The organism is Burkholderia sp. BCC1985, from assembly GCF_905339915.1.
Lineage (GTDB): Bacteria > Pseudomonadota > Gammaproteobacteria > Burkholderiales > Burkholderiaceae > Burkholderia.
Genome location: NZ_CAJPGY010000021.1, coordinates 35,182 through 49,181, shown reverse-complemented (window position 1 = coordinate 49,181; position 14,000 = coordinate 35,182). Strand labels below are relative to the sequence as shown.

13 protein-coding genes are annotated in these 14,000 nt (G+C 67.6%); 7 read left to right on the top strand and 6 right to left on the bottom strand.

Features of this window, described 5'->3' with window-relative positions; translation table 11 throughout:
• Window positions 1-3: 3 nt before the first annotated feature.
• Both pyrF and U4Z31_RS21910 read left to right on the top strand, forming a co-directional pair.
• Window positions 4-831 carry an orotidine-5'-phosphate decarboxylase gene (pyrF, locus tag U4Z31_RS21915; RefSeq protein ID WP_044844182.1) on the top strand — a complete coding sequence of 276 codons (828 nt, stop codon included), beginning with the start codon at window positions 4-6 and terminating at the stop codon, window positions 829-831.
• A 208-nt stretch (window positions 832-1,039) separates the two neighbouring features.
• A complete protein-coding gene (locus tag U4Z31_RS21910) occupies window positions 1,040-2,098 on the top strand; it encodes a hypothetical protein (RefSeq protein WP_044844181.1) in 1,059 nt (352 codons plus the stop codon).
• A 42-nt stretch (window positions 2,099-2,140) separates the two neighbouring features.
• On the opposite strand, the gene U4Z31_RS21905 is transcribed toward U4Z31_RS21910, so the two are convergent.
• Genes U4Z31_RS21905 through thiL form a run of 3 tightly spaced genes read right to left on the bottom strand, consistent with a single transcriptional unit; the run spans window position 2,141 to window position 4,242 of the window.
• Window positions 2,141-2,641: a CinA family protein gene (locus tag U4Z31_RS21905; protein ID WP_321805142.1), complete on the bottom strand. Its 501-nt coding sequence runs from the start codon at window positions 2,639-2,641 to the stop codon at window positions 2,141-2,143.
• A gap of 31 nt (window positions 2,642-2,672) precedes the next feature.
• On the bottom strand, window positions 2,673-3,218 hold the full coding sequence (locus U4Z31_RS21900) for a phosphatidylglycerophosphatase A (protein WP_044844179.1): 546 nt from the start codon (window positions 3,216-3,218) through the stop codon (window positions 2,673-2,675).
• Window positions 3,208-4,242: a thiamine-phosphate kinase gene (gene thiL, locus U4Z31_RS21895; protein WP_321796771.1), complete on the bottom strand. Its 1,035-nt coding sequence runs from the start codon at window positions 4,240-4,242 to the stop codon at window positions 3,208-3,210. Before thiL ends, U4Z31_RS21900 begins: the two co-directional genes overlap by 11 nt.
• Window positions 4,243-4,342: 100 nt before the next feature.
• Here thiL and U4Z31_RS21890 point away from each other — a divergent pair, with 100 nt between their 5' ends.
• The 3 genes from U4Z31_RS21890 (at window position 4,343) to U4Z31_RS21880 (ending at window position 8,072) form a co-directional block, all read left to right on the top strand.
• Window positions 4,343-6,685 (top strand): NADP-dependent malic enzyme, encoded by a 2,343-nt coding sequence (locus U4Z31_RS21890; protein WP_311769724.1) that lies wholly within the window; start codon window positions 4,343-4,345, stop codon window positions 6,683-6,685.
• A gap of 375 nt (window positions 6,686-7,060) precedes the next feature.
• Window positions 7,061-7,492, top strand: coding sequence for a ribonuclease (locus U4Z31_RS21885; RefSeq protein ID WP_006760307.1), 432 nt, complete (start codon window positions 7,061-7,063; stop codon window positions 7,490-7,492).
• A 16-nt stretch (window positions 7,493-7,508) separates the two neighbouring features.
• Window positions 7,509-8,072 carry a barstar family protein gene (locus U4Z31_RS21880; protein WP_044844247.1) on the top strand — a complete coding sequence of 188 codons (564 nt, stop codon included), beginning with the start codon at window positions 7,509-7,511 and terminating at the stop codon, window positions 8,070-8,072.
• 191 nt (window positions 8,073-8,263) lie between these two features.
• Here the strand turns inward: U4Z31_RS21880 and U4Z31_RS21875 are convergent, their stop codons facing one another.
• The 3 genes from U4Z31_RS21875 to speE all read right to left on the bottom strand — a co-directional run bounded on the left by U4Z31_RS21875 (window position 8,264) and on the right by speE (window position 10,538).
• Complete coding sequence (locus U4Z31_RS21875; RefSeq protein WP_044844176.1) at window positions 8,264-9,031, bottom strand: 16S rRNA (uracil(1498)-N(3))-methyltransferase; 768 nt, start codon at window positions 9,029-9,031, stop codon at window positions 8,264-8,266.
• Between the two features lie 17 nt (window positions 9,032-9,048).
• Window positions 9,049-9,465: a VOC family protein gene (locus tag U4Z31_RS21870; protein WP_044844175.1), complete on the bottom strand. Its 417-nt coding sequence runs from the start codon at window positions 9,463-9,465 to the stop codon at window positions 9,049-9,051.
• A gap of 215 nt (window positions 9,466-9,680) precedes the next feature.
• Window positions 9,681-10,538, bottom strand: a complete 858-nt coding sequence (gene speE / locus U4Z31_RS21865; RefSeq protein WP_044844174.1) for a polyamine aminopropyltransferase — start codon at window positions 10,536-10,538, stop codon at window positions 9,681-9,683.
• Between the two features lie 214 nt (window positions 10,539-10,752).
• On the opposite strand from speE, the gene tkt reads away from it, so the two are divergent.
• Together tkt and gap are read left to right on the top strand one after the other, a co-directional pair.
• On the top strand, window positions 10,753-12,825 hold the full coding sequence (gene tkt, locus U4Z31_RS21860; protein ID WP_044844173.1) for a transketolase: 2,073 nt from the start codon (window positions 10,753-10,755) through the stop codon (window positions 12,823-12,825).
• A gap of 87 nt (window positions 12,826-12,912) precedes the next feature.
• Window positions 12,913-13,923 (top strand): type I glyceraldehyde-3-phosphate dehydrogenase, encoded by a 1,011-nt coding sequence (gene gap, locus U4Z31_RS21855; protein ID WP_044844172.1) that lies wholly within the window; start codon window positions 12,913-12,915, stop codon window positions 13,921-13,923.
• Window positions 13,924-14,000: the final 77 nt, after the last annotated feature.

Here is a 14,000-nt window from a genome sequence, read left to right as displayed (position 1 = left end):
GCCATGTCTTCCCCGCTTACTTTCATCGAATCGCTGCGCGCCGCGTGGCAGCGCACGAATTCGCTGCTGTGCGTCGGCCTCGATCCCGAGCCGTCGCGTTTTCCCGTGCAGTTCGACGGCCAGCCCGACGCGATCTTCGAATTCTGCCGGCAGATCGTCGACGCGACCGCGCAGTATGCGAGCGCGTTCAAGCCGCAGATCGCGTACTTCGCCGCGCATCGCGCGGAAGACCAGCTCGAGCGGCTGATCGCGCACATCCACCTCCAGCACCCGGGCCTGCCCGTGATCCTCGACGCGAAGCGCGGCGACATCGGCAGCACCGCCGAGCAGTACGCGCGCGAAGCGTTCGAGCGCTATCGCGCGGACGCGGTCACCGTGAACCCGTACATGGGCTACGACTCGGTCGAGCCGTACTTCGAGCATGAAGGCAAGGGCGTGATCGTGCTGTGCCGCACGTCGAACCCGGGCGGGTCGGACCTGCAGTTCCTCGAAACGGGTGGCCGGCCGCTGTACCAGGTCGTGGCCGACCTCGCGGCGAACAAGTGGAATGCGAAGAACGGCCAGCTCGGCCTCGTGGTCGGCGCGACGTTCCCGAAGGAGATCGAGATCGTGCGCGGGATCGTCGGCGACATGCCGCTCCTGATCCCCGGCATCGGCGCGCAGGGCGGCGACGTGCAGGCGACCGTCAACGCGGGCCGCACCGCCGACGGCACCGGGATGATGATCAACTCGTCGCGCGCGATCCTGTACGCGAGCAAGGGCGAGGATTTCGCCGAAGCCGCGGCGCTCGCCGCGCAGAAGACGCGCGATACGATCAACGCGCATCGCTGAAATATCGCTGAGCCACAGGCCGCCCGCCCGGGCGGCCTTTCAATGCCGAACCCGCATCCGCGGGCCGCGCGCCTGCCTCGCGTGTTTGCCGTCCTGGCGCACGCGAACAACTTCCCGTCGCTTGCGCACCGCATGCCCGCGCCACAATCGCGCGATGCTGCCGCTTGTCATCGATCCGTCACCAGAATGTCATAAAAGGAGCGGCGCCATGCCCAAGCTGTCCCGACGTCTTCTCAGCGCGCTTGCCGCGTCGTTGTGCATGTCGTTCGCTCACGCGGCGGACCTGTCGCACTGGCCGGCGGACAGCGCGAAGGCGCTGAACGCGATGATCGCCGCGCACGCGAACCGCGGCGACTACGCGGTGTTCGACGCCGACAACACGACCTATCGCTATGACCTCGAGGAGTCGCTGCTGCCGTATCTCGAGAACCGCGGCGTGCTGACGCGCGACTCGCTCGATCCGTCGCTGAAGCTGATCCCGTTCAAGGATTCCGCCGACTACAAGGAATCGCTGACGAGCTACTACTACCGGCTCTGCGAGATCGACGACCTGGTCTGCTACCCGTGGATCGCGCAGGCGTTCGCGGGGCTGTCGCTGGCCGACCTGAAGCGCCACGTCGACGCGATGCTTGCCGACGGCAAGCCGGTGCCGATCCGCTACTGGCAGGGCGACAAGGTCGTCGACGGCACCGCGAACCCGCCGCGCTTCTTCCGCGGCATGCAGGAGCTGTACAACGCGCTGCGCGAGAACGGGATCGAGGTGTACGTGATGACCGCCGCGCACGAGGAGCTCGCGCGGCTCGTGCTGTCCGATCCGAAATACGGCTACAACGTGAAGCCGCAGAACGTGATCGGCGTGACGACGCTGCTGCGCGACCCGGCGACGGGCGCGCTGACCACGTCGCGGCTGCAGATCAAGGCCGGCAAGTACGACGAGGCAGCGAACCGCAATCTCGTGATCACGCCGTTCCTGATGAACCCGATGACGTGGTACGAAGGCAAGCTCGGCTCGATCGCCGGCTGGATCGACCAGTGGAAGAAGCCGGTGCTCGTCGCGGGCGACACGCCGAAATCCGACGGCTACATGCTGCTGAACGCGACCGACGTCGCGCGCGGCGGCGTGCGCGTGTGGGTGAACAAGAAGGACAAGCAGATGGCGCAGATCCGCGCATGGTCGGACGAATCGGCCGCGCAGCAGAAGGCGCTCGGCCAGCCGGTCACGGCGGACAAGAACTGGATCGTCGTGAAGCCCGACGCGATCCAGTAAGCGGCGAGGGGCGGCGGCCGCCGCTGCCGTCGCGCGGGGGAATCAGCCTTCGCGTTCGTCGAGCAGCTTGAGCAGCCCGCGCAGCGCATGCGCGGCCGCCTGCGTGCGGATCTGTTCGCGATCGCCCTTGAACACGAGCGTTTCGACGTCGGTATGCAGCCGGTTGCTCCATGCGAACGACACGGTGCCGACCGGCTTCTTCTCGCTGCCGCCCGCCGGGCCGGCGATGCCGGTGACCGACAGCGCGACCTGCGCGCGGCTGTTGCGCAGCGCGCCCTCGGCCATCGCGCGCGCGACCGGCTCGCTGACGGCGCCGTGTTTCTCGATCAGGTCGGGCGGCACGCCGATCATGTCGATCTTGGCCTGGTTCGAGTAGGTGACGAAGCCGCGCTCGAACCACTGGCTGCTGCCGGAGATGTCGGTGATCGCGGCGGCGATCATGCCGCCCGTGCAGGATTCGGCCGTGGCGAGCGACAGGTGCTCGTCACGCAGCTTGTTGCCTGCGCGGATCGCAAGCTGATGGACGACGGAATCGGTTGGCATGCGCGTCGGGAAACGGGAGTCGGGAAATCGGTCAGCCGACGACGGAGCGCCAGAACGCGATCACGAGCAGCGTCATGAACGCGGCGATCAGGTCGTCGACCATGATGCCGAGCCCGCCTTTCACGCGACGGTCGAAATAGCGGATCGGCGGCGGCTTGAGCATGTCGAAGCAGCGGAACACGACGAACGCCCACAACTGGCCGATGAAGGTCGCGGGCGTGACGAACAGCATCACGAGCCAGATCGCGACGATCTCGTCCCAGACGACGGCGCCCGGATCGCTCGTGCCCATCCTGCGTGCGGTGAAACCGGTGACCCACGTGCCCGCCGCGAAACCGACCGCGATCAGCGCCCACCATTCGGGCACCGTCAGGTAGCGGTTGAGCACGACGAACGCGAGCCAGCCGAACAGCGTGCCGAACGTGCCGGGCATGAACGGCGCGAGCCCGCTGCCGAAGCCGAGCGACACGATGTGCGCCGGGTGCGACAGCATGAAGCGCGCGGTGGCGCGCCGCGGCGCGTTCCGGGCGGCGCCGGGCGCGGCCGCGGATTGCGCGGTCGTCGGGTCAGTCTGCATGGAAGTGGTCGAAACCGTGCAACGTGAGAGTCAGGGGCGCGCCGGCGGCGTCGCGCCACGCGATCGCGGGCTGCTCCGACGGCGAGGACAACGCATGTATTGTACCGACTCGCGTGACCGGAACCCCGGCGCTCGCGCCCGCTGCCTCGATCGCCGCGCGGGCTGCGGCCGGCGCGGTGAAGCACAGCTCGTAGTCGTCGCCGCCGGCCAGCGTGCAGCGTCGCTGCACGTCGGGCGGCAGCGTCGCGAGCGCGGCCGAGCGCGGCACCGCGTCGGCGTCGATCTCGGCGCGCACGTTCGAGCGGGTCAGGATGTGCCGCAGGTCGCCGGCGAGGCCGTCCGAGATGTCGAGCGCCGCATGCGCGACGCCCGCGAGCGCGAGCCCGAGCGCAATGCGCGGCTCCGGGCGCTCGAGTGCTTGCCGGAACGCGGCGGCTTCGGCCGCGCCGGCGCTCCATTCGCCGCGCGCGAGCCCGAGCCCCGCGCGCGCGTCGCCGAGCGTGCCGGACACCCAGACGTCGTCGCCGTCGCGCGCGGCGTCGCGCCGCAGCGCCGCATCCGGCGCGACTTCGCCGAACACGGTCACGCACAGGTTCAGCGGCCCGCTCGTCGTGTCGCCGCCGATCAGCTCGCAGCCGAACCGCTCGGCGAGCGCGAACAGGCCGTTGCTGAACGCCTCGAGCCACGCCGCGTCGGCGCGCGGCAGCGCGCACGCGAGCGTGAACGCGCGCGGCTCGGCGCCCATCGCCGCGAGATCCGACAGGTTGACCGCGAGCGTCTTGTGGCCGAGTGCGTCGGGCGCGACATCGGGGAAGAAATGGCGGCCCTCGACCAGCATGTCCGTCGAAATGGCCAGCAATTTTCCGGATCGCGGCGCGATCAGCGCGCAATCGTCACCGATGCCGAGCGTCGACGCACGCGCCCCCCGGGCCGCGCGGCGCGCGAAGAAGCGATCGATCAGCGAAAACTCGGACAGGGCGGCTGGCACGGCGGAGGAACCCGGAAGCGGTGAAAGGAATGGCATTGTACGCAGCGAGCGGTGCCGTTCCTGCACCGTTCAGTACATTTATGTCGCGGCTGTCGCACCCGAATCGCCGGTCTGACGGCCTTCGATTGGCGCTACAATGCCGTCGAACAGTCATTCTAATCCGCCCGCCACGAGACACATGTCGACCCAAGCCTCCTCCAAAGCCAAGCTCCGCGAAGCCGCTCTCGACTATCACGAATTCCCGACTCCGGGGAAGATCGCGATCGCACCGACCAAGCAGATGATCAACCAGCGCGACCTCGCGCTCGCGTATTCGCCGGGTGTCGCGTATGCGTGCGAGGAGATCGTCGAGAACCCGCTGAACGCCGCGCGCTTCACCGCGCGCAGCAACCTGGTCGGCGTCGTCACGAACGGCACGGCGGTGCTGGGGCTCGGCAACATCGGCCCGCTCGCGTCGAAGCCGGTGATGGAAGGCAAGGCGGTACTGTTCAAGAAGTTCGCCGGCATCGACGTGTTCGACATCGAGCTGAACGAGTCGGACCCGCACAAGCTGGTCGACGTGATCGCCGCGCTGGAGCCGACCTTCGGCGGCATCAACCTGGAAGACATCAAGGCGCCGGACTGCTTCATCGTCGAGCGCGAAGCGCGCAAGCGGATGAAGATCCCGGTGTTCCACGACGACCAGCACGGCACCGCGATCGTCGTGGCCGCGGCCGTCACGAACGGCCTGAAGGTCGTCGGCAAGGACATCAAGAAGGTGAAGCTCGTCGCGTCGGGCGCGGGCGCGGCCGCGCTGGCGTGCCTGGACCTGCTGGTCGACATCGGCCTGCCGCTCGAGAACATCACGGTGACCGACCTGGCCGGCGTGGTCTACAAGGGCCGCACCGAGCTGATGGATCCGGACAAGGAGCGTTTCGCCCGCGAAACCGAGGCCCGCACGCTGGCCGAGGTGATCGACGGCGCGGACATCTTCCTCGGCCTGTCGGCCGCCGGCGTGCTGAAGCAGGAGATGGTGAAGGGCATGGCCGAGCGCCCGCTGATCCTTGCGCTCGCGAACCCGACGCCGGAAATCCTGCCGGAACTGGCGCTCGAAGTGCGCCCCGACGCGATTCTCGCGACCGGCCGCACCGACTACCCGAACCAGGTCAACAACGTCCTGTGCTTCCCGTTCATCTTCCGCGGCGCGCTCGACGTCGGCGCGACGACGATCACGCGTGAAATGGAAATCGCGGTCGTCAACGCGATCGCCGAACTCGCGCAGCACGAGCAGAGCGACATCGTCGCGACCGCCTACGGGATCCAGGACCTGTCGTTCGGGCCCGAATACCTGATTCCGAAGCCGTTCGATCCGCGCCTGATCGTCAAGATCGCGCCGGCCGTCGCGCAGGCCGCGATGGACGGCGGCGTCGCGACGCGCCCGATCGAGGACATGGAAGCCTACAAGCAGCACCTGCAGCAATTCGTGTATCACAGCGGCACGACGATGAAGCCGATCTTCCAGCTCGCGCGCAGCGCGCCGGCGGAGAAGAAGCGCGTCGTGTTCGCGGAAGGCGAGGAAGAGCGCGTGCTGCGCGCCGTCCAGATCATCGTCGACGAGAAACTCGCGAAGCCGATCCTGATCGGCCGTCCGTCGGTGATCGAGCACCGTATCCAGCGCTACGGCCTGCGCCTCACGCCGGGCACCGACTTCACGGTCGTCAACACCGAGCACGACGAGCGCTACCGCGATTTCTGGCAGACGTACCACAAGATGATGGCGCGCAAGGGCATCAGCGAGCAGTTGGCCCGTGTCGAGATGCGCCGCCGCACGACGCTGATCGGCTCGATGCTGGTGAAGAAGGGCGAGGCGGACGGGATGATCTGCGGCACGATCAGCACCACGCACCGCCACCTGCACTTCATCGACCAGGTGATCGGCAAGCGCCCGGGCTGCAGCGTGTACGCGGCGATGAACGGCCTCGTGCTGCCGGGCCGCCAGATCTTCCTGGTCGACACGCACGTGAACGTGGATCCGACCCCGGAGCAACTCGCCGAGATCACGATCATGGCTGCCGAGGAAGTGCGCCGCTTTGGCATCGAACCGAAGGTCGCGCTGCTGTCGCACTCCAACTTCGGCACGAGCAACGCGCCTTCGGCGCAGAAGATGCGCGATACGCTCGCGATTCTGCAAGAACGTGCGCCGGAATTGAAGGTCGACGGCGAAATGCACGGCGACGTCGCGCTCGACGCGGCGCTGCGCAAGGAAATCCTGCCGGAATCGACGCTGGAAGGCGACGCGAACCTGCTGATCCTGCCGAACATCGATGCCGCGAACATCGCGTACAACCTGCTGAAGACGGCGGCCGGCAACAACATCGCGATCGGGCCGATCCTGCTGGGCGCGGCCCAGCCGGTGCACGTGCTGACCGAATCGGCGACCGTTCGCCGCATCGTCAACATGGCGGCGCTGCTGGTCGCCGACGTGAACGCCGCACGCTGAGCGGAATGAACGCGCGGCGTCGGTCGAACCGCTGCCGCGCGGCGGGCGAAATTGTAAACAAAAGCAAAAAGAGGCGTGCCCGCAATGGGCACGCCGCGGGCAGGGCGCAAACGCGCTTCCCATAAGCAACAGCGGCATCTCTCCACCCAGGTTAGCGGGCGTGGCAAGGAGGCAGGTCTTGCCATCCGAGAGATGCCGCGGATATTTTATCTCACGTAAGATAAATGTAGTCTTATTTCGGTAAAAAATGCGCGATTCGGGGCGGAGCCAGCCTTTCGGTTCCCAAACGAACATTGATTCGCGCGGACAATAGCGCTACGCTAACGCCTTTGGTTGGTCGTCAACTACTTGATTTAACAGCGGGAACCCTGGTTCATGGCACGCAAGTGGCTCCGCAACGGCGCGCTCGCGTCCGTCTTCGCGATGTTCGCGATGGGTATCGTCGGTACACCGACGGGCAGTCTGGTTTCCGCCGCTTACGCACGGCAGGCCGTTTCGGCCGACCTGGCCGTCGGCGGGGTCGATACGATCCCGACCGCCCGTCTGCCGCGCGAGGCCGTGACCACGCTTGGCCTGATCGGCGCCGGTGGCCCCTATCCGTACGAGAAGGACGGCGTCGTCTTCGGCAACCGCGAGCGGATCCTGCCGAAGGCGAAGCGCGGCTACTACCACGAGTACACGGTGCCGACGCCGCGCGCGCGTAATCGCGGCGCGCGCCGGATCGTCTGTGGCGGGCCATTGCGCCGGATCGACAACTGTTATTACACGGACGACCACTACAACAGTTTTAAACGTATTGTTGAATGACTTCGGGATGAACGGCATGAGCGACTCCATCTACGCGCACGATACGGCGGCGGCGGAACTGTTCGCGGCCGGCGACGGCAACCTGTTTCAGCGCGTGATCCAACTTCACGCGGCGGCACAGGCTGGCGTCGCGGCGGAGCAACAGGAAGCCGAGCCCGGGCTTTCATCGAACGAGGAGCCTATGAGCCTTTTCACGACCGTGCGACCCAATCTCGTGCAGTCGATCCGCGCGTTCCGCGTGCAGGATCTCGCCGACGAAGCCGGCCGGCTCGGCCAGCATTTCCTGTACGCATATTGCGGTGCCGCGCAGTCGAAGCAGGAAGTGATGGAGACGATCGCGACGTCGTTCCTGTTTCCGAAGCATTTCGGCAAGAACTACGACGCGCTGTACGACTGCCTGACCGACCTCGTCGCGAAGGCCGGCGCGCAGCCCGGTTTCGTGATCGTTCTCGAAGGGTTGCCGATCGCGCAGAAATTCGACAAGGAAGGGCGCGAGACGCTGCTCGACGTGTTCCGCGAAGCCGCCGAGTTCTGGGCCGAGCGCAAGGTCGCGTTCCGCGTGTTCTATTCGTTCGCGTAAAGCGCGGATCCACTGGCCGCCCGAGCGCGGCCGATTCGGCAAAAAGCCCGCATCGCGCGGGCTTTTTTGCGTCTGCGTTCCGGCCGATGGGCGCCGGGAAGTCACGCGCGGCGTCGGTCCGAACGTGCGTCAGGCATCGGGCCGGCGTCTGTCATTTCGGGCGCATGCCACGCCGGCCGCGCCCCGACGCATCACCATCCGCCCCAGCGCGCGGCCAGCGCCGCCAGCACGGCCGCGCCGGCCGTCTCGGTGCGCAGCACGCGCGGGCCGAGCGACAACGCGGTGAACCCGTGCGCGCGGGCCGCGTGTTCCTCGTCCGGCGACAGCCCGCCTTCGGGCCCGATCAGCAGCGTGACGGCCGCCGCGGGCGGCGCGTCGGGCAGCGACGCAAACGGGATGCTCGCGCGCGGCGACAGCAGCAGCCGCAGCTCGCCGTCGGCCGGCGCGGCCGGCAGCGTATCGAGCCACGCGCCGAAGCCGCGTACCGGCGCGACGTCGGGCACGCGGTTGCGCCCGCATTGTTCGCACGATGCGCGCACGACGCCGCGCCAGTGCGCGACGCGCTTGTCCGCGCGCTCGCCGGACAGTTTCACGACGCCGCGCGCCGTCGACAGCGGCACGACCGCCGCGACGCCAAGCTCGACGGCCTTCTCGATCACCCAGTCCATCTTGTCGCCGCCGGCGATGCCTTGCGCCAGCGTCACGCGATAGGGCGGCTCGGCCTCGGCCGGATCGAACGCTTCGAGCTGCGCGAGCGCGCCGCGCTTGTCGATCTCGACGAGCCGCGCGCGGTACTGGCCGCCGCTGCCGTCGAACAGTGCGAGCGCGTCGCCGGGCTGCAGCCGCAGCACTTGCGCGTGCCGCGCGACGTCGGCCGGCAACGCGAGCGTCGTATCGGCGCGCAGCGCCGCTTCGACGAAGAAACGCGGCACGGCCGCGGTGGTGGTGGCTTCACTCATGCGTATCGCGGCTCCGTTCATGCAGCCAGGCGGCGCGCGAGCGCCCAGCGGTAGCCGTCGAGATCCTCGATCTGGGCGAAGCGGTCGCCCCAGAACTGATCTTGCGGCGAGGTCAGCGATTGCGCGCCCGCGTCGAGCGCGCGCTGCCAGGTTGCGTCGACGTCGTCGACATACAGGTAGAAAGACTGCGGAGCGGTTGCGTGCGCACTCTTCGGCGTGAGCGCGATCGAGCCGAAGGCGCCTTCGGGCGCGAACATCACGATCAGCTGCCCGCGGTAGGTCATCTCGACGTGCATGATCGCGCCGTCCTCGTCGAGGACGTCGCGCAATTCGAAGCCGAAAGCGGCCTTGAAGAACTCGATGGTCGCGTGCGCATTGCGCACGGCCAGGTAAGGCGTCAACCAAGGCACGTTGGCCGGACGTGGATCGGTCATGAAATCTCCTGTCGAACGGGGTTGGCGCTTGAGCGGTGACTCCGGTCCCATGCTTTGCAGTCCAACGGATATTGGCGCGCGGGCGCCCGGGGCGGCACCGCGCCGTGCAGAGGATACGCAGGCGGGCCCGCCTGCGTCGCGCCGGGCACGCGCGTGGCGGGTCGGGCGCGGCAGAAAGCGCGGCCCGCCCGCGAAGCGATGCTCCGCCCGGCAGCTCAGCGACGAACGCCCAGTGTATCGCGCAGCGCGCGCGGCAGGGCAAAGAGGGCCGCATGGAGTCGCGCGTCGTAGTAGCGCAAGCCCTGCACGCGGCGTGCGGCGAGCCGTTCGTCGATGTCGTGCGCGAACAGCGCGGCCGCGTCGAGCGTGTCGCTCGCGATCGCCATCAGCCACTGGGATCCGTACAGCGGCACGTGCGCGGACAGCGGATCGACGACCGCGAAGCTCGCGCGCAGATCGTCGAGCAGCGCGGCGATGCGCGCCGTGTGGAACACCGGCGAGCCGAGATGCATCGAGATCGCGCCGCACGGCGTGAGGATCCGCTTGAGCCGCGCGTAGAACTCGCGTGTATAGAGGCCGGCTGCCGGCGAGTCGGGCGGCGTGAGGTCGAACACGACGAGATCGAAATGCTCGACGGTCGACGCGACGAAATGCGCGGCGTCGCCGATCACGATCGCGACGCGCGGGTCGTCGAGCGCGCCCTGGTGCACGTCGTCGAGATAGCGGCGCGCCATGCCGACCACCTCGTCGTCGAGCTCCGCGACGACGATCCGCTCGATGCACGCGTGCTTGAGCAGCTGGCGCGCGGCGCCGCCGTCGCCCCCGCCGAGCACGAGCGCCTTCCTCGGGCACGGATGCGCGAGCGCGGCCGGGTGCGTCATGCACTCGTGGTACACGTATTCGTCGCCGACCGACGTCATCGGCCGGCCGTCCAGCGTGAACAGGCGGCCGAGCTGCGGGGTTTCCCAGACCTCGATGTGCTGGTGCGGCGACGCGACGTGCGCGAGCCGGCGTGCGTTCGGGAAGCCGTACGCGACGTCGGGCGTGGGATGGAAGAGAAGGGTCGTGTTCACGGGCGGGCCGCTCGGGCAGACAGTTCCGACGTCTGAATTATAGGAGGCGGGCGGTTTGGCGGAAAACCGTGCCGGAACACTACGCGCCGACAAGGGAAATGTCAGCCCATCTGTTAAAATGACGAGCTTTGCAGCCCGTCCGTAGGCTCCGTCCGCTTCGCGTCCGTCAGGCGCCGCACTGCGCGCCGGGAACGATTGACGCTCGAGCTTCCGGATGCCGCCGTGCCCCCGTTTCCTCGACTCGTTCTCCGGACTCGACATGACGACTTCGTCTCCCGCCTCCACCACCCTGATGGCCAATGCGATCCGTGCGCTCGCGATGGACGCCGTCCAGCAAGCGAACTCCGGCCACCCCGGCATGCCGATGGGCATGGCCGAAATCGGCGTCGCGCTCTGGTCGCGCCACCTGAAGCACAACCCGACGAACCCGCACTGGGCGGACCGCGACCGCTTCGTGCTGTCGAACGGCCATGGCTCGATGCTGCTGTACTCGCTGCTGCACCTGACCGGCTACGACCTGCCGATGGAAGAGCTGAAGAACTTCCGCCAGCTGCACTCGAAGACGCCGGGCCACCCGGAATACGGCATCACGCCGGGCGTCGAGACGACCACCGGCCCGCTCGGCCAGGGTCTCGCGAACGCGGTCGGCATGGCGCTCGGCGAAGCGCTGATGGCCGACGAGTTCAACCGTGACGGCGCGAAGATCGTCGATCACCACACGTACGTGTTCCTCGGCGACGGCTGCCTGATGGAAGGCATCTCGCACGAAGCCTGCTCGCTCGCGGGCACGCTGAAGCTGAACAAGCTGATCGCGCTGTACGACGACAACGGCATCTCGATCGACGGCGACGTCGTGAACTGGTTCCACGACGACACGCCGAAGCGCTTCGAAGCGTACGGCTGGAACGTGATCCCGAACGTGAACGGCCATGACGTCGACGCGGTCGACGCGGCGATCGCGAAGGCGAAGCTGTCGGACAAGCCGACGCTGATCTGCTGCAAGACGGTGATCGGCAAGGGCGCGGCGACCAAGGCGGGCGGCCACGACGTGCACGGCGCGGCGCTCGGCGCGGAAGAAATCGCGAAGACGCGCGCGGCGCTCGGCTGGACCTGGGAGCCGTTCGTGATTCCGCAGGAAGTCTACGCAGCGTGGGACGCGAAGGAAGCCGGCAAGCGCGCCGAGACCGAATGGGACGCGACGTTCGCCGCCTATCGCGCGAAGTTCCCGGCAGAAGCCGCCGAATTCGAGCGCCGGATGGCCAACAAGCTGCCGGCCGACTGGGCCGAGAAGGCTGCGGCGATCATCGCCGGTGCGAACGAGCGCGCCGAGACGGTCGCGACCCGCAAGGCGTCGCAGCAGGCGATCGAAGGGCTCGCTGCCGCACTGCCGGAGCTGCTCGGCGGCTCGGCCGACCTGACCGGCTCGAACCTGACCAACTGGAAGGCATCGAAGGCGGTCCGCGCGAATCCGGAAGGCGCGGGCGTGCTGCTCGGCAACCACATCAACTACGGCGTGCGCGAATTCGGCATGAGCGCCGCGATCAACGGCCTCGCGCTGCACGGCGGCCACAAGCCGTTCGGCGGCACGTTCCTGACGTTCTCTGACTACAGCCGCAACGCGCTGCGCGTCGCGTCGCTGATGAAGGTCCCGTCGATCTTCGTGTTCACGCACGACTCGATCGGCCTCGGCGAAGACGGCCCGACGCACCAGTCGATCGAGCACGTGTCGAGCCTGCGCCTGATCCCGAACCATGACGTCTGGCGTCCGGCCGACACGGTCGAGACGGCCGTCGCCTGGACCCACGCGGTCGCTGCCGACCGTCCGTCGAGCCTGATCTTCAGCCGCCAGAACCTCGCGTTCAACCCGCGCACCGACGCGCAGATCGCCAACATCGAGAAGGGCGGTTACGTGCTGAAGGACTGGGACGAAGAGATCGTCGCGCGCAAGATCATCCTGATCGCGACGGGCTCGGAAGTCGAACTCGCGATGAAGGCCGTCGAGCCGCTCGCGCAGCAGGGCATCGCGGCCCGCGTCGTGTCGATGCCGTCGACCAACGTGTTCGACCGCCAGGACGCCGAATACCGCGAACGCGTGCTGCCGCACGGCGTGCGCCGCGTCGCGATCGAAGCGGGCGTGACCGCGTTCTGGCACAAGTACGTCGGCCTCGAAGGCGGCGTCGTCGGGATCGACACGTTCGGCGAATCGGCGCCGGCCGGCGTGCTGTTCAAGTACTTCGGCTTCACCGTCGAGCACGTCGTCGAGACCGCCAAGGCCGTGCTGGCCTAAAAGCATTCGCGACGCGCGCCACCCCTCGCGCGCGTCGCACCGTGAAGCTGCACGAAACGAATTTTTTCAGCCATCAGGAGATAGACCATGACGATTCGCGTCGCAATCAACGGCTACGGCCGTATCGGCCGCAACACGCTGCGCGCGTTCTATGAAAACGGCAAGAAGCACGATCTCGAGATCGTCGCGATCAACGACCTGGGCGATGCGAAGACCAACGCGCACCTGACCCAGTACGACACCGCGCACGGCAAGTTCCCGGGCGAAGTGTCGGTCGACGGCGACTTCCTCGTCGTGAACGGCGACAAGATCCGCGTGCTGGCGAACCGCAACCCGGCAGAACTGCCGTGGGGCGAGCTGGGCGTCGACGTCGTGATGGAATGCACGGGCTTCTTCACGACGAAGGAAAAGGCGAGCGCGCACCTGAAGGGCGGCGCGAAGAAGGTCATCATCTCGGCGCCGGGCGGCAAGGACGTCGACGCGACGATCGTCTACGGCGTGAACCACGACGTGCTGAAGGCCGAGCACACCGTCATCTCGAACGCATCGTGCACGACGAACTGCCTCGCGCCGCTCGTCAAGCCGCTGAACGACAAGATCGGCCTCGAAACCGGCCTGATGACGACGATCCACGCGTACACGAACGACCAGGTGCTGACGGACGTCTACCACGAAGACCTGCGTCGCGCGCGTTCGGCCACCCACAGCCAGATCCCGACCAAGACGGGCGCTGCGTCGGCCGTCGGCCTCGTGCTGCCGGAACTGAACGGCAAGCTCGACGGCTACGCGATCCGCGTCCCGACGATCAACGTGTCGATCGTCGACCTGTCGTTCATCGCGAAGCGCGACACGACGGTCGAGGAAGTCAACGCGATCATGAAGGAAGCATCGGAAGGCGCGCTGAAGGGCATCCTCGGCTACAACGACGCACCGCTGGTGTCGATCGACTTCAACCACAACCCGGCTTCGTCGACGTTCGACGCAACGCTGACCAAGGTGTCGGGCCGCCTCGTCAAGGTGTCGAGCTGGTACGACAACGAGTGGGGTTTCTCGAACCGCATGCTGGATACGGCAGTCGCATTCGCGAACGCGAAGTAATCCCGCACGTCGCGCGGCCGCCGCACGGCGGCCTGCGTGGCGAACGAGCCCGGCCCGGAATTTTTCCCGGCCGGGTT